Raw genomic sequence first — 15,854 nt, forward strand, 5'->3', positions numbered from 1 at the left:
ATCACTGTCCATTCCTTTCCAACCTTTTAATCCAGTTACATTCTGCCATGGCCGGAACTGTATCCCCCAGTGAAATCACCTCATGCAGTACTCTGGCTTTTGCAGAAACATATCTCCGGCCTTCCATTCGTTCTTTTGTAATCTTTCCAGCTATCATAGGAAATTCTCCTTACCGGACCAGATATCCCCCGTCTACTGGAATAACCGCACCATTCAAATAATCGGAGGCTGCTGATGCCAGAAAAACGCATGGTCCCTTCATATCTTCCGGAGTCCCCCATACATGTGCCGGGATACGGTCCGTTATCTCGTTGTATCTTGGGTTATCCGGCTCTGTCAGTGAAGCGTTCATTTCCGTATCCATGTAACCAGGTGCCAGTGCATTGACATTGATACCCGCAGCTGCCCACTCATTGCACAGAGCTTTTGTAAGCTGTGACACGCCTCCCTTGGATGCCGCATATGCAGGCACGGTATAGCCGCCAAAAAAGGACAACATAGAAGCAATGTTGATAATTTTTCCTTTGCTCTGCTGTTTTAAGAACTGCTGCCCGGCAAGCTTGCAGAGCTTGAACACGGCATTCAAATTTATATTGATTACAAAATTCCAATCCTCAATGGGAAATTCTTCTGACTTATGACGCTTCTGCACACCTGCACCATTGACCAGAATATCCAGATGCCCACCCATGCCGGTGATTGCAGCATAGAAGCCGTTCTCCAGGTCTTCATCATCTCCCAGATCTGCAATCACGCCGTGGCAAATGTAACCACTGTCACAAAACTCTCTCGCTGCCTCCAGAGTCTTAGGGCTGATATCAATGATGCAGACTTCTGCTCCTGCTTCCAAAAGGCCTTCCGCCATTCCATGACACAATCCCTGTGCCGCACCTGTTACGATTGCCTTTTTCCCGGTTAAATCTGTGTAATTTTTAATTTCCATCCCTTTTTCTCCTTTTCCTCCAATACCTTAACTTGTTTTTCACCTTGTTAGTCGTCTGACAAGTATCTTCTATCTTATACCCCGGCTCATCATGCCGGGGCTAAAATATAATGAACTATGTTTCAGTTTCTGAGTCCAGCGCATCTTTCATGGAAGTCTGCAGATGCTCTTCCATCAGCAGTCCTGCCTTTTTCCCATCCCGATTCTTAAGCGCTTCCAGAATCATCGTATGATAATAGATGCCATTTTTATATCCAACCAGCTCATTCAGCTGATGATGGTACTCTCTCGTGTTTGAAAGCACTTCACACAAACCGTGCTTAAGCAGCAGATTACCGGAGGCTTCTGAAATCTCCTGATGAAACATCATATCGCTGTGCACAAACTCATCCGAATCTCCCACACTTCGTTTCATCTCATCAAGATAAGCTTCCAGCCGCTTTAACCCCTCCGGAGTGATATGCTCCGCTGCCAACTGGGCCGTCCCCTTCTCCACGACAATTCGATATTGAAGAGACTGGACAATGTCTTCCATGCTGTAGTAATGATCTTTTCTGCCGGTTTTCCGAAAGACGGACATATCATTTGAAATAAGATAAGTTCCCTTTCCATGATGGCTCTCCATCAGTCCCAATGCAATGAACTGCTGAATCGCCGTACGGATACTTGCCCGAGATACGGAAAGTTCCTCAGTAAGAACATGCTCCGACGGAATCATCTCACCGGCTTTCCAGATGCCGTTTTCAATGTTGGATTTCATATATTCAATAATCTGAGCTGTTACATTCGATTTTTGAATCTTCATAAGCATTAATCTCCTTGAGATGCATTATAACAGCTTGTCAGACAAATTACAAGTGACATTTTCTTATCTCACTCTTGCATTCATAAGCCAGTCGGCAGGAATATGGGATATTGTTAAATTGATTCCAGTATTTTCTTAAGTGACTCATAGGCCATGGTGAAGGCCTCTTCTCCGCTCAATTTTTTCTTATTTGCTGCATTCTGCTCCAAAGCGCTGAATCCTGCAAAATCGCTTAAATGAGGTTCCAGAGATAAAAATCCCTTATATCCACAGTTTTTCAGCATTTTTAAGATTTCTTCCACATGTCCGTCTCCCATGCCTGCCGGAACCACGCTGGCATCAGACCACAGGGCATCCTTAACATGGATATAGGCAATGTAGGTCTTTAACATCTCATAAGCTTTCAGAGTATCCTGCTTGCACTGAACAAAATTTGCAAAGTCAAAGACTGCCTTAAAATGATCCCCATAGAATTCCTTCATGATTTCCAGGCAGCGGTCTGCCACATCTCCGTAAATATCCTTTTCATTCTCATGAAGAAGCACTGCCTGGCTGGTCTTTGCGTAATCAACAAACTGTCCCAGCTGATCCATGACCTTTCCCCGGTAAGGAGCATAACTTTCATTCTCAGGCATGAAGAAGCTGAACATACGGATGTATGGAACATCCATCAAATGGGCGATTTCCACCGTATGCTTGTAAAGCTCCATGTGAGGGGCAAAATCATCGGTGATTTTTATTTTTCCAATGGGAGAACCAACGGAGGATAAACGGAGGCCTGCCTCATCAAGCTGCTTTTTGATTTCTTTTGCTTCATTGATCGAATACTCGACCAGGCCCTTGCCGTTAACGCCCCGCATCTCCACATGATGAATATCAAGCTTCTTTAATACTTTAATCTGCTTTCCTAAGTCCATATCGATTTCATCTGCAAAACCAGATAATAAAATTCCATCCCACATAATCGTTTCTCCTTTTTTCATTTCCTATTTGCTGCCCATGTCCTTTGGGCATAAAGGGATACCCGAAGGGTGTTTCCTATTTGCTGCTCATTCACTTTGGGCATAAAGGGATACCCGAAGGGTGTTTCCTATTTGCTGCTCATTCACTTTGGGCATAAAGGGATACCCGAAGGGTGTTTCCTATTTGCTGCCCATGTTTTTTTGGCATTAAGGGATACCCGAAGGGTGTTTCTTAATAGCTTCCTTCTGTGTTAAATACCACGCCGGTTCCTTCTTTTTTCCTGGATTCACTGCGGCGTTTATTAAGCTCTTCTAAGAATAAATCTTCATCAAAGGGGATCTCCACTTCTTTCTTTAACCAGCTGGATAAATGCATGGCATTTGATAAGGTCAGACCGTTAATACCTTCCACGCCTTCCGCAATAAGGGGCGTACCGTGAAGGATTCTGCCTGCAAATGCCTTTAAAACCCCAACATGCTGTTCATTCTCCCCGTCCGTTTCAACCTCTGTCACCGTGCATTCCGGAGTATCAAATCCGCCCTTTGCCGTTTTGCAGAAGGTACGCTCGTTTTCAGCCAGCTTATGAAGCATGAGCTTGCCATTTTCGCAGACCAGTTTCCCCATCTCCAAAGTGATCTCAAACCGGTTTGTTCCCGGTGCATCTGCGGTTGTGGTGACAAAAACACCCGTGGCCCCGTTTGGATATTCCAAATAAGCTGTTACATCATCTTCCACTTCAATATCATGCCATTTTCCGTTGTGGCAGAATGCCTGTACCTTGCTTGGCATTCCACAGATCCACTGGATTAAATCCATGTTGTGAGGACACTGGTTTAACAGTACGCCGCCGCCTTCTCCATCCCAGGTGGCTCTCCAGCTTCCTGAGTCATAATAGGACTGGGTGCGGTACCAGTCCGTTACGATCCAGTTGACCCGCTTGATGGCTCCCAGTTCCCCGCCGGTTACAAGTTCATGCATTTTCCGGTAAATACAGTTGGTCCTCTGGTTGAACATCATGCCAAAGACCCGGTCACATTTTTTAGCTGCCTCGTTCATTTCCCGTACCTGCTTGGTGTAAACCCCCGCAGGTTTTTCACACATTACATGCAGTCCGTGGTTCATGGCATCAATGGTCAGTTCGGGATGCTGGTAATGAGGCACTGCAATCAAGACTCCGTCGCATACGCCTGCTGCGATTAAATCCTCTCCTTCTTCAAAAACAGCAACCGACTCCGGTAAATGCTCCTTTGCCCAAGCCCTTCTGCCTTCCTGGCGGTCCGCTACCGCAGTCACTTCCATCTCCGGGACCTTTCCTTCCAGAATATTCTTTAAGTGGCCGCTTCCCATATTTCCAATTCCGATAATACCAAGTCTTACCTTATCCATGTCCTATCTCCCCTCATTTCTTGCAGAATCATAAATATCCATCATGGTGTAAAATGTATTCTGAACCGAGTCAAGGTCATTGAAATAGGCCTTCCCGGTTTCTAGACAATCATAAAAATCTCTGATGCAGGCTTCGTGCCCGCTGCCCCAATAGGTCTTTCCCAGCAGAGAAGATTTTTTCGCCTGCCATACCACCGGCTCCTCCTGCTCTTTCATCTGATACCAGACAGAGTTTCCTTCCAGGCGGACAAACCCATTTTCACAGGCAATCTCTAAGAAAACCGGTGCATCCATGGCGTAAGCCGTAGTGGCATAAAAGCTGGCGCTTACCGGATCCGTTCCTTCCGTAAAAGTCATATAGGCTTCCAGTGTATCCTCCACCTCCACAATTCCTTTCAGATGGTGATTGCTCATGGAAGCTTCTGTTCTCACTGGTTTTCCGAGCCAGGAAAGTAGCAGATCCAGGGCGTGAATGGATTGGTTGATCAACGCACCACCGCCCTCTGTCTCAAGCTTTCCCCTCCAGCCGCTCTCTGTGTAATAGGGAGCATCCCTGTGCCAGGTAACAAAGGCCCTTCCGCCTTTTATCCTCCCGAGTATTCTCTGGGCCAAAAGTTCATTAACCTTTTTTGTTGTTTCATTATACCGGTTCTGAAAACAGATACCTAACCTGCCCCCGCTCTGGCCGGAAGCCTCCAAAAGCTCATCGAATTGCTCCCTGCTTATGGCGGGCGGCTTTTCCATAAATACATGAAGCCCTTTCTTTAGGGCCTTTACTGCCATTGGCACATGGCAGTAGTGGGGCGTGCAGATATGGACCACGTCAAGTGCTTCCTTCTCAAGCATCTCCTCCATGGAATCATAAGCCTTCGCCTTTCCATCCGTAAAACGGGCCGAGTATTCCTCTGCCCGTTCCAGGCGGATATCTGCCAGAGCGCAGAGCTTAACCTGTTTTATTTCATTCAGTACCATGGTGTGAACTCCCCCGATGTTTCCGCAGCCGATTATCCCAACCCGAACCATGACTACCTCCTCTTTTCTTTTTCCTCTTTCTATGATAGATTTATTATATACTGTTCTTGACGCAATTTGTTTGCGTAGATTGACTAGAAGTATGCATAAATTGTCTATTTCAGGAGGAAGCCATGAAAAAGGAGAGCCTTTACCATTACAGCGAATTTACCGAGCCTTTCAGCTGTGATTTTACCACCAGCCAGATTGCAGGAAATGTGGATTTTCACATGCACAACAGCCATGAAATCTATCTGCTCATGGACGGCCATATCCAGTATTTTGTGGAAAATGCATGCTATGATATGAACCCGGGAAATTTAATCCTGTTTTCCAACCGGGAGATCCACAAGGCCATCAACACCACTAGCGAAGCCTTCACCCGCCTGGTCATTCATGTAAACCCCGCCTTTATCCGCCCTTACTGTACCCCTGACACCAACCTGTTAGAATGTTTCCACCGGGAACCTGCCATAGGCAACCTGGTCCTGCTTTCAAAAGAGGAATACGAGAGCCTGATTTCCATGGCCCAGTGTCTTCACGAGGCAAAAAAAAATCGCTGCTCCTACGGCAGCGACTTAACAGCAATGACCACATTGCTCCAGATTCTTATTCTTATTAACAGGGCCTGGCAAAAGACAAGCCCCGGGGGAACAGCCCCTAAGCCCCATAGGGCCCAGGCAATCATGAGTTATATTGACAAAAACTTAACAACGCCCATGACCCTGGATTCTATCTCCCAGGCTCTTTCCCTTGATAAATATTATATCAGCCACTTATTTAAATCTGAAACAGAAAGCAGCATATTCCAGTATATCGTGGTAAAGCGGGTGGCTCTGGCAAAGGAGCTGCTTTCCCAGGGACATACGGTTTTAGAAGCCTGCCATTTATCAGGCTTTCATGATTATTCCAACTTCATCCGCACCTTCCGCCAGACTACAGGTTATACGCCCGGACAGTTTAAGCGCCTTAGCCGGTAAGCTTACCGCTGCTTATAGGCAGGATCTGCCGGGTATCCGCCACGCAGTTTTTGCATCCCACGCTGAACGGCGTCCTTTGACTGCTTCCAATCCGCATCCTTGTTTAAATAATCAAATTTCTCAATGAACCAGTCGACATCACCGGATATCCGCTCCATATTTTGTTCCATGATCTGAAAAATGACAGGGTAAAATTCCTTCCGCTCCTTGTCATTTAAATATTTATCCGCTCCGCTGCACAGATCTGCAAAGTGGTGAAGGCAGAATCCCTTGCTTTTTTCAAGCTTTTCCCGAAAAACAGAATCCTTTTTATAAAGGTGGAAAAAGGTTGCCACATACCGCTCATAGCTTTCAGAAAACCGGTCGCAGATATAGCAGGTCTTTTCCTTCCCCTCGATCCAGGCAGCCATGGAATTTCCATTTCCTGTCTTTCCCGTAAGGCGGTCCTTTAAGGAGGTTTTTCCGGGAGCATACTCCTTAAATTCTTCCTTCATTTCCTTTATCAGTTTCTTATAATAGGTTTTTAAGATCCAGCCATTTCCCAAAGCATTGCCGTAATCAAACATTTTCTTTTGATGGATCCGGCAAAAGCCTGACCGGTCTGTGGCTTCTCTCGTATCGCTTTCCATATAGGAAGCGCAGGAACCTAATACAAAATCCATAAGCTCCTGCTCCGCTTTTCTCTCAAGAAAGCAGAACAGGCACTCTTCGTCTGCATCTATGGCATCATTTAACGGTATCTCGTATAATTTTTCCTTCATTTTTATACCTTAAACCGGTAACCGACTCCCCAGATCGTCTCGATATACTGGGGCTTAGCCGTATTGAATTCGATTTTTTCCCTGATCTTTTTGATGTGGACGGTAACGGTAGCGATATCACCGATGGATTCCATATCCCATATTTTATTAAACAGCTCTTCCTTCGTAAATACATGGTTTGGATTCTGGGCAAGGAAGGTTAATAAGTCAAATTCCTTTGTGGTAAAATTCTTTTCCTCTCCATTGATCCATACCCGTCTGGCTGTCTTATCGACTTTAAGGCCCCTGATTTCAACGATCTCGTTGTCCGGTACTCCGCTTCCGATCAGCCTTTCATAACGGGCCAGATGGGCTTTTACACGGGCAACCATCTCACTAGGGCTAAAGGGTTTTGTGATGTAATCATCGGCTCCCAGCCCCAGGCCCCGGATTTTATCAATGTCCTCTTTTTTAGCGGAAACCATGATGATCGGGGTGTTTTTTACTTCCCTGACCTTTCTGCATATTTCAAAGCCATCCACTCCCGGCAGCATCAGATCCAGGATCAGCAGATCAAAGTCCTCATGAAGGGCCTTATGAAGTCCTGCTTCCCCATTATTCTCAATCTCAACCTCAAATCCGCTCAGCTCCAGATAATCTTTCTCCAGCTCTGCAATGCTTTCTTCATCTTCTACTATCAGAATTCTGCTCATTCCTGTATGACCTCCTGGTATTTTCTCAAAACAAAATGTATCTCCGTTCCAATGCCTTCCTTGCTGGTAGCCCAGATCCGGCCTCCATGATCCTCAATGATCTTTTTAACAATGGACAGACCGATTCCGCTTCCGCCCTGAGAGGAATTCCTGGATGAATCCGTGCGGTAAAACCGGTCAAAAATACTGGGCAGATCCTTTGCTGGAATCCCTCTACCGTTGTCCTCAATTTCCACCTGGATAAAGTCTCCCACATCCTTAATTCGGATGTTGATGATTCCGCTCCTCTTATCCATATATTTTACAGAATTGCTGACAATATTATTAATGACCCGGCGCAGCTGCTCTGCGTCTGCGATGACCATCACATCCTCATCCACATAGTTAAAATATCCCAGCTCAATGCTGCGGTCTTCCATCTCAAGTCCCACTTCATCGACGCAGTCTCTGAAATAGCCGGCTACGTTGATCTTGGAAAAGGTATAAGGGATTTTATTGGTGTCAATTTTTGAATAGAAGGTCAATTCATCAATCAGCTTATCCATGTCATTGGCCTTGTTGTAGATAGTGCGGATATAACGGTCCAGCTTTTCCGGGGAGGAAGCAACCCCATCCATGATTCCCTCCACATACCCCTTAATGGCAGTAATGGGAGTCTTTAGATCATGGGAAATATTGCTGATCAGCTCTTTGTTTTCCTTATCATACTCCACCTTTTCTGCTGCAGATTCCTTAAGGCGGATCCTCATCTCCTCAAAATCCTGGCAAAGCTGTCCGATCTCATCGTCATTCTCCACCTCAAGAGAGAAATCCAGATTTCCATCCCGTATATTCTTGGTGGCTGTTTGGAGCCGCCCCAGGGGACTTACCACAGACCGGTATACCCACATCATAAGGATCGCATCAGTAAATACGATGATCATAATGATGGCCGTCAGCATTTCCGCCATCATGACCTTGATCTCCGGAAGAAGACCATTCACATTGGAAACAATGAATACGCTCCCCTTGTTCCCATCAGGATACATAAAATCCATCTGCTTTACCAGATGCTGTGTCTCTCCATCCAGATAAATGGCACCATCAACGTTACTGTCTATTTCCTCATATTTAGGAAGCTGGTCATAAAGGCCCTGGGTGATATGGCTGTTCCCGTCAAAAATCAGAGAATCTCCCTTTCGGACGATCATATAGGCATACTTTGTTGCCAGATTCTCATTAATCTTTACCAAAAAATCCGTATCCTGAAACTGCCCTGGGTCACTTTGTAAGATCTGGCCGATTTCCCTTTGTTCCGACCGGGTCAGGCGGTTAAATAACTGCAGGGAATTGCTTGACAGAAGATCGATCTGCTCCGTTAAATCATAGGCTTTGCGGAACGCCTTCATCTGGTAATTGCCAAGCCCTGCCACCACTGCAAAGATCAGGATCAGGGGGATCACCGTTATAATCAAAAATGCTACAACAAGACGGGTTCTCAATCTTAATTTCACTATTCTCGTCTCTCCCATGCTCTGAAACTTTATTTATAACGAAAAATTAATATTTCTTAGGGTATTATAACACACATGGACAAGAGAATTTATAAAACAATTCTAAAATTTACGGCATTATTGCATAATTTCCGAAATTTACCAGGGAACAAAGACATCCGGGTGATAAAAAAAGGATAACTCTAATTCTGCCATTTCCTTACAGCTGATTAAAAATGCTGTATCCCTCTTATAAATGGAAGGATACAGCATACAAGATCTTTATTCTTTATTTAAATTTTACAATTCCTTTGGATCTATTCCAAAATGATCAAATAGAATCTTTTCCGCTTCCCAATTCCATAATCCCTTATGCGCCTTACAGGAATCGCTTAGTTTCTTAAACAGCGGATCAGTGCTGCCCAGCTCTTCAAAGTCTTCAATGGCTGTCAAAGGCATATCAAATTGTGTATAGGCAAGCTTCTTTCCACCAGGAATGGAAGGCAGATTCTTCGTTGCTTCTGCAATGCTGTCAATCCCTCCTACATGGGTGACCATAACTGCCGCTTCTATGGCTCCTTCTGCCGAGAGCTTATTGGCCTCGATCAGATCATCTGTATTACCGCCGGTGGTTCCCATGATATGAGTACTTGTATAGTGGCAGTTATAAAGATTGATTTCTGCCTTAAACTGGCTGTCTGATGGACCGGCAAAGAAGTTCATACAACCGTCAAAGGCCAGAAGCTTATCTCCCATCTCTGCAACCTCTTTCACAGGAACATATACAAACACGTCATCATAGCCCTGGCCGCCTGTAATAGCCAATAAATCAGAAATGGGATCCTCCATCTTATCAGTATTTACATAAAGTAGTTCGATCCCTCTCTCCTTTGCGGATTCTTCTGAAATCACTTCCCTGGCCCGGGCGATCCGCTCATCGCTGATATCCGTAACGACTATCCTCTTCGGCTTATTTTCAAACTGAAGGCCATAGCTGACTGCTCCCAGACCCATCGGTCCGCAGCCTCCCATGATCAGGATACTTCCATCCGCTTTGGTCCCCATGGCATGATCATAATTCCGTTTGTTGGTATGATAGTTGGCATGAAATCCGCCTATGATACAGCTCATTGGTTCCCCTAAAGATGCCTCAAAAAAACTATCTCCCGTGTAGTCCAGCAGGCAGCCCAGTTCCATAACCTCGTTTGGCATGATGCAGTATGTACAGGCACCTCCGCAGAATTCATATGAATATCCCGGCGAATCCAGTTTTCCCATGTAATTTAAAGCAGGCTGCAGTGAAAATTTTTGTCCCGGCTGAAACTGTTCCTGCCACTTCTTTCCCACTTCTACAATCAGTCCTGAACATTCATGACCAACGATAACCGGATTGGTATCTATATTCTGGGGAGCCCTTTTATGCTTTTTCCCCTGTTTTACCAGTTTATAAGTCGACATGCAGATGCTGTCACTCATGATTTTTACAAGAATCTCATTTTCAGCTATCTTCGGAAGTTCAAACTCTTCTAACCTTAAATCATCTGTGCCATACATTCTTACCGCTTTTGTTTTCATATTTCTATCCTCCAACCATATTTATCATTTACTTCTGGATCTCCAGCAATTCTGCCTGCTGCATCAGTTCATCTACCAGACGGCGCTTAGGCGGCTTAGTCCCTATACTTGTAACCGCACCTGCCGAGGCTCCCATGCATAATCTGATGCAAATTTCAAGAGGAAGCTTCTCATTCCAGGCGTAAGCCATGGCACCTACCAGGGCATCTCCGGCTCCCACGGTTGAATGGGCTTTCACGCGAAGCCCGGGGCACCGGTACCGTTTATCCCCTGTTAAAAATAAAGCGCCCATCTGACCTAGGGAAATCGCTACCATACCGGTTCCATGATCCAGCAGCTTTTCTCCCATGGAAACCAACTCCTGTTCCGATGCCCGGTAATCCATCTGGTAATAACGCTCCAACTCGGAACGGTTAGGCTTTAGCATATCCGGTGCTGCTTTTAAGGATTCGGCAAACAGCAGGCCATCTGCATCCAGCAGCACCTTTGCTCCTTTCCGGTGAACCTCTTCCGTGATCCTCCGGTATATATCCGTTGGTATGCCTGCCGGTATGCTTCCTGCCAGTACAAACAACGTATCAGGGGCTGCATAACCATTCAGCCTTTCCAGAAGATCCTCTAACTGCTCCTTTGACACCTCAGGTCCGGGTTCATTAAGCTCTGTTACTTCTCCATTTTCCTCCACCACCTTCAGATTCGTTCTCGTCTCCCCTTTTACTTCCACGAAATCTGTCTGAATGCCCTGGTCAGCCAGCACATGTCTGATGATGGTGCCGCTGGTTCCTCCTAAAAACCCCATAGCAATGCTTTCTCCGCCTAATTCCTTAATGGTCTTGGAAACATTGATGCCTTTGCCTCCGGCATCTAACTCCACACGTTTTATTCTGTTTAAATCTCCCCGCTCAAACCGGTCAATATCTACGGTTTTATCAATAGCCGGATTCATCGTGACTGTAACGATCATTGCGGACACCTCTTTCCTGTAAACATGGTATGGATTTCTTCTGCACTGCACCCGGTGATCCGTTCCACATCGGCCGGATCGGCCAGGCAGTCTGCGATGATCGAGAGTATTTCCAAATGCTCCTCTCCTGCCCCTGCAATCCCTATGACCAGTTTTACCATTTCTCCCCCCCAGTCTGTTCCCTCAGGGAATACCATAACTGCAATGCCGGAGCGCTTAACCGATTTTTTAGCTGCCTCTACGCCATGGGGAAGTGCAATTCCATTGCCGATATTTGTGGAAAACGTCAGTTCACGCTGAAGCATTGCTTCTATGTAGGATTCTTCTACACAGCCGCACTGATAAAGCAGCTGCCCTACCTCCCTTATTACCGCCTCCTTTTCCCCGGGTTTACAATTTAAACGGATATTCCCAAGTTCCAGAAGCTCTGCACTCTTCTCTACATTCTTTTTCCCGTAGCCAAACACGTTTCTTGCCCTCCTGTGTTAACTTTCTAACTAAATTATAGGGGTGTTATCTCCTCCTTTTCAATGAAAACAAAATGGCATTTGGCGCCATCTGATAACGCCAAATCTGAAATCAACAGAAAAGCCGGACCCTTTCGGGCCCGGCTTTCACCTTGCTTTTATATTATATCTTATCCAGATAATGTTTGAAATATTGGTTTAAATACTGGGAAACCAAAGCTCTTATCTCCTCTTTTCCCCCATGTCTCACCGCTTCTAAAAACTCTTCCTCCTCGATCAGCCGCTCACTTAACACACCCAGGATATCACTGTTTTCTACCTCATGATCACCCTTTGGTACCAGCATGATTAATACAACGCATACCCCCCTAAAATAAGGGTCGCTGAATGGCTCTCCATCCTTTGTCTGGCACACCGAAAACACCGGCTTTACCACTCCTTCCGTCCTGGCATGGAGCAGGGCAAAGCTTAAGTCCGGAAATATCTGGCTGCACAGCCGTTCTCTCCTCATTAGATCCTCTTGAATGATGCTCTGCCGTTCCGGATAGGCAGCCAGCTTCTCGCTGACAGCAATCAGCAGTTCCTCAAAGGTAATCCCATTATTTACCCTCTGGTATTCCATAAGTCGGATGACATTTTTTATCTGAACGGCAATAAAATTCACCTGGTCTAATTGAATGGTAAACTCCTTGTTATCCTGTTTTTTAGGCATAAATTCACACCGGCGTACCTTTCCTGCAATCTGCTCCATATCCTCAGCAGGAAGCAGGGGGCTTACATACAGGATATCAGCCTCCTCCTTAATGGGTATGGTGGATACAAAGAAATCCGTCTTGCTCAGCACGTAGGGAGATAGATCCGTCATTCCATAGACCGATAACTCCACCCTGTCTGCAAAATCCCTGGCAACCTTGGAAGACATAAGCCGTGAGATTCCGATCCCGCTGGCGCAGACGATCCCTATATTCACCTTTCTCCGGCTTTCCTTCCTGCTTTCCATCCGAACCTCTGCCGCACCGAAATGAATGGCAAGAAACCCAATCTCTGATTCCGGCACTTCATATCCATACCGCCCTTCGATTACCTTCGCAACGGTTCTGCACCGTTCAAATATGACCGGATAATCCTGCTTAATCTGTTCCAGCAAGGGATTCTGGATCTTCATGCCATTGGTTAAGCGGACCAGAGTCGGTTTAAGATGGGCAATCAAGCCCTGGATTACAAATTCCTCATCCTGCTTTAGCAGATAGGCAATGCTGTCGTCATAGCAGTCGATCATCTCATTGACCACATCCCACAGTTCTCTGGATTCCTCTATTTCACTTCTTGACTTCTCATCAATATTCAGCTGCTGGATTTTGGAACCTTTAATATGCAGACAAATATAGGCACACTCAATTTCCGGGATCTGAATCTGAAATTCAGCTTCCAGGGATTGGGTGATTCTCTTTGCCAGATCATAATCCTGATCATTTTGCAAACTGTCCGTCATGAGGGGGTTTTCCTCAATGATCTCCTGCCTTCGGATCCGGTTCACAGCAATTGCCACATGGATCACCAGTCCAAGATAAGAATCCTGGGTTAAATTGAGAATGCGTTTATCCCGGATTCTTAAGATGCAGGCTGTCACCCTTTTTACAATATCGTCATCTAAGATCCGGTAGATGTTACGCTCACTTTTATTCTGAATCACATTTAATACGGACTGGTTCCTGTCTTCATACATCTCCTGTATGATCTCCGTATGGATGTTTTCATCAATAAACACGCGCAGGGCACGGCGGAAATCCCGTTCGCTGCCCTCAATAAATACACCATATCCAGGTTTTCTCTTAATCTCCAGATGATACTTGTGAAACCACTCTTTTACCACCTCTAAATCCGAACTGACGGTGGCCTCGCTGACTCCAAATAAATCGCTGTAGTAATACAGCTTTTTTAAGGTCTTATCCTTGAGAATCTCAAGAGTCAGACGCTTCTGGCGTTCGATCCGGTCAGAAACATCAAGAGCATCATCCTCTTCCAGTTCAGCCTTTAGGGCTTCCATCTGATCTTTATCTCCCTCCAGCCAGATTCCGGTTCCCGTTTTTGAGCAAAAGGTGAGTCCGTATTTTTTTAACACTCTGGGAATATACTCCAGCTCCCTTTGTACCGTTCTTTTGCTGATGTGGATCTGATCCGCGAGCTGCTTAACGGGAACGGGTCCGTCCTCATTAAGAAGGGCCAGGACGATCTGCTGCATCCTGGGTGTAAAATCATGAACTGCCATCTTCTCCACCTCCCATTAACCAGTTCAGGAGTTCCTTATAGCCAGACATATCCGTGAGATTATTGACTGTAAAGCATGGTTTATCAAGTCCTGACAGGGAACGGGCAAAATCCTTTTGACATACAATCGCATCCGCATCAGGCGGAATGCGGTCAGCCGATACATGAAATACTTCAATACCTGTTAAGCCTTCTAACTTCAGCCTTTTCTTAAACAGCGCGCTGGCCATGGCACTGGAGCCCATGCCAACATCGCAAACAAAATAGATTTTGGCATGTTCCATTTTCTTCATTGGCATCCCTTCATCTTTCTGTAGTATTTCTTCTTCGGCAATAGTTTTTAGTTTCTTTCCAGACATAATCAGGCAGGACAGGAGGCAAGTTACCCCGGCAGATACAAATATCCCCATAAGGATTCCAAGCCAATGCTTTTTGTCTGCCATAATCATGATCGTGATGATACTTCCGGGAGAAGCCGGTCCCAGAAGCCCGCTTCCAGTAACCATGAAACAGTAATTTCCCGCAATGCTGCCGGCTATGGCAGCAGCTAATAACCGGATATCTGACAGCACATAAGGAAAGTAAACCTCATGGATGCCGCCCAGGGACTGAATAATAAGGCTGGAAAGCATTTGCTTTCTCATATTCCGGTAAACCAGGGCATAGGCAAGGAGAATTCCAAATCCCGGACCCGGATTGGTCTCTAAGAGAAATAGGATGGAGCTTCCCTGCGTTTTCATCTGCTCCAATCCCAGGGGAAGGAAAAAGCCGTGATTGATCCAGTTATTAAAGAAAATGATTTTTAATGGTTCTACCACAAAGCTGATGAAAGGGATGACTCCCTTTGCGATCATTAGTGATAAGCCGTTTCCCAGAAAGGTGAGCAGCCATGCGGCCACTGGTACCAGCGTGTAATGGGTAAGTGCTCCGGCTAATAATCCAAGCCCTGATATATATAGGTTGCTAAAGAGCATCTCAAACCCGGACGGTATCCGGTGCTTGATCCGGTCCAGACCCCTCCGGGATAAAAAACCGGCGGTGCTGCCTGCTATGGCTGATAAAATCATGGCTGAAGCAGGTTCTGCCATGACAACAGCAGAAGCGGCAAGGGTGCCCGCTAAACCGCCGACATCCCCGCCGCACATCGTGCCTGCTTTGTATCCCATAAATATTGGAATTACCAGAAAAGATAATATATTAGACATTTCAGGCAGGTATTTATTCTGGAATATCACTGCCGATAAGACTGACAGCAGCCCGGCTGTCACAAACAAAGGTATGCACTCGGCAATTACTCTGCTGTAATATTTCAGTATTCTCCCCGCAAACTTCATTGATATAATTCCCCTTTTGAATCCGTATACAGTAGTTTATTGTACCGTAAGTCCACAGTGCAGCTGGTAAAACCGTAGGTTTTACCAGCTCACGGGCATTCGCCCTATGAAATAAGGCAGATATAAGATTTCTTATGTGCAGGCACAACGAAATTTTATACCTGTCTTATTTCGCACTGCTCATTGCTTTCGTGTACATTATACCATGATTCACAATCGGATACCAGGAAGGG

Annotated in this window: 15 protein-coding genes; 1 reads left to right on the forward strand and 14 read right to left on the reverse strand. The window is 45.7% G+C overall.

The window, feature by feature from the left end; genetic code table 11:
• Nucleotide 1: 1 nt before the first annotated feature.
• The 6 genes from BMX69_RS24195 to BMX69_RS18015 all read right to left on the reverse strand — a co-directional run bounded on the left by BMX69_RS24195 (nt 2) and on the right by BMX69_RS18015 (nt 5,120).
• Nucleotides 2-157 (reverse strand): hypothetical protein, encoded by a 156-nt coding sequence (locus tag BMX69_RS24195; RefSeq protein WP_157724436.1) that lies wholly within the window; start codon nt 155-157, stop codon nt 2-4.
• Between the two features lie 12 nt (nt 158-169).
• Nucleotides 170-943: an SDR family oxidoreductase gene (locus BMX69_RS17995; protein WP_054791329.1), complete on the reverse strand. Its 774-nt coding sequence runs from the start codon at nt 941-943 to the stop codon at nt 170-172.
• 115 nt (nt 944-1,058) lie between these two features.
• Entirely contained in the window at nt 1,059-1,748 is a 690-nt protein-coding gene (locus BMX69_RS18000) for a FadR/GntR family transcriptional regulator (RefSeq protein WP_054791328.1), read from the reverse strand.
• 113 nt (nt 1,749-1,861) lie between these two features.
• On the reverse strand, nt 1,862-2,710 hold the full coding sequence (locus BMX69_RS18005) for a sugar phosphate isomerase/epimerase family protein (protein ID WP_100043121.1): 849 nt from the start codon (nt 2,708-2,710) through the stop codon (nt 1,862-1,864).
• Between the two features lie 232 nt (nt 2,711-2,942).
• Nucleotides 2,943-4,097, reverse strand: a complete 1,155-nt coding sequence (locus BMX69_RS18010; protein WP_100043122.1) for a Gfo/Idh/MocA family protein — start codon at nt 4,095-4,097, stop codon at nt 2,943-2,945.
• A 3-nt stretch (nt 4,098-4,100) separates the two neighbouring features.
• Nucleotides 4,101-5,120: a Gfo/Idh/MocA family protein gene (locus BMX69_RS18015; RefSeq protein ID WP_100043123.1), complete on the reverse strand. Its 1,020-nt coding sequence runs from the start codon at nt 5,118-5,120 to the stop codon at nt 4,101-4,103.
• Between the two features lie 122 nt (nt 5,121-5,242).
• Between BMX69_RS18015 and BMX69_RS18020 the strand changes: the two genes are divergently transcribed.
• The gene (locus tag BMX69_RS18020) at nt 5,243-6,088 is read left to right on the forward strand and encodes an AraC family transcriptional regulator (protein WP_100043124.1); all 846 of its coding nucleotides are present in this window, start codon (nt 5,243-5,245) and stop codon (nt 6,086-6,088) included.
• A gap of 2 nt (nt 6,089-6,090) precedes the next feature.
• On the opposite strand, the gene BMX69_RS18025 is transcribed toward BMX69_RS18020, so the two are convergent.
• From BMX69_RS18025 to BMX69_RS18060, 8 genes are all read right to left on the reverse strand, one after another.
• Nucleotides 6,091-6,849, reverse strand: a complete 759-nt coding sequence (locus BMX69_RS18025; RefSeq protein ID WP_100043125.1) for a DUF6062 family protein — start codon at nt 6,847-6,849, stop codon at nt 6,091-6,093.
• Between the two features lie 2 nt (nt 6,850-6,851).
• A complete protein-coding gene (locus BMX69_RS18030; protein ID WP_025230235.1) occupies nt 6,852-7,541 on the reverse strand; it encodes a response regulator transcription factor in 690 nt (229 codons plus the stop codon).
• Nucleotides 7,538-9,052: a sensor histidine kinase gene (locus BMX69_RS18035; RefSeq protein WP_054792071.1), complete on the reverse strand. Its 1,515-nt coding sequence runs from the start codon at nt 9,050-9,052 to the stop codon at nt 7,538-7,540. The genes BMX69_RS18030 and BMX69_RS18035 overlap by 4 nt, the downstream gene beginning before the upstream one ends.
• Before the next feature lie 261 nt (nt 9,053-9,313).
• A complete protein-coding gene (locus BMX69_RS18040; RefSeq protein ID WP_054792070.1) occupies nt 9,314-10,588 on the reverse strand; it encodes a zinc-binding dehydrogenase in 1,275 nt (424 codons plus the stop codon).
• A gap of 28 nt (nt 10,589-10,616) precedes the next feature.
• Nucleotides 10,617-11,552 carry a 1-phosphofructokinase gene (pfkB, locus tag BMX69_RS18045; RefSeq protein WP_100043127.1) on the reverse strand — a complete coding sequence of 312 codons (936 nt, stop codon included), beginning with the start codon at nt 11,550-11,552 and terminating at the stop codon, nt 10,617-10,619.
• Complete coding sequence (locus BMX69_RS18050; RefSeq protein WP_025230239.1) at nt 11,549-12,019, reverse strand: PTS mannitol transporter subunit IIA; 471 nt, start codon at nt 12,017-12,019, stop codon at nt 11,549-11,551. Before BMX69_RS18050 ends, pfkB begins: the two co-directional genes overlap by 4 nt.
• A gap of 163 nt (nt 12,020-12,182) precedes the next feature.
• On the reverse strand, nt 12,183-14,288 hold the full coding sequence (locus BMX69_RS18055; protein WP_100043128.1) for a BglG family transcription antiterminator: 2,106 nt from the start codon (nt 14,286-14,288) through the stop codon (nt 12,183-12,185).
• On the reverse strand, nt 14,275-15,621 hold the full coding sequence (locus tag BMX69_RS18060; RefSeq protein ID WP_100043129.1) for a PTS sugar transporter subunit IIBC family protein: 1,347 nt from the start codon (nt 15,619-15,621) through the stop codon (nt 14,275-14,277). Before BMX69_RS18060 ends, BMX69_RS18055 begins: the two co-directional genes overlap by 14 nt.
• Between the last annotated feature and the right edge of the window lie 233 nt (nt 15,622-15,854).

The organism is Lacrimispora sphenoides JCM 1415 (genome assembly GCF_900105615.1).
GTDB classification, from domain to species: Bacteria; Bacillota; Clostridia; order Lachnospirales; family Lachnospiraceae; genus Lacrimispora; species Lacrimispora sphenoides.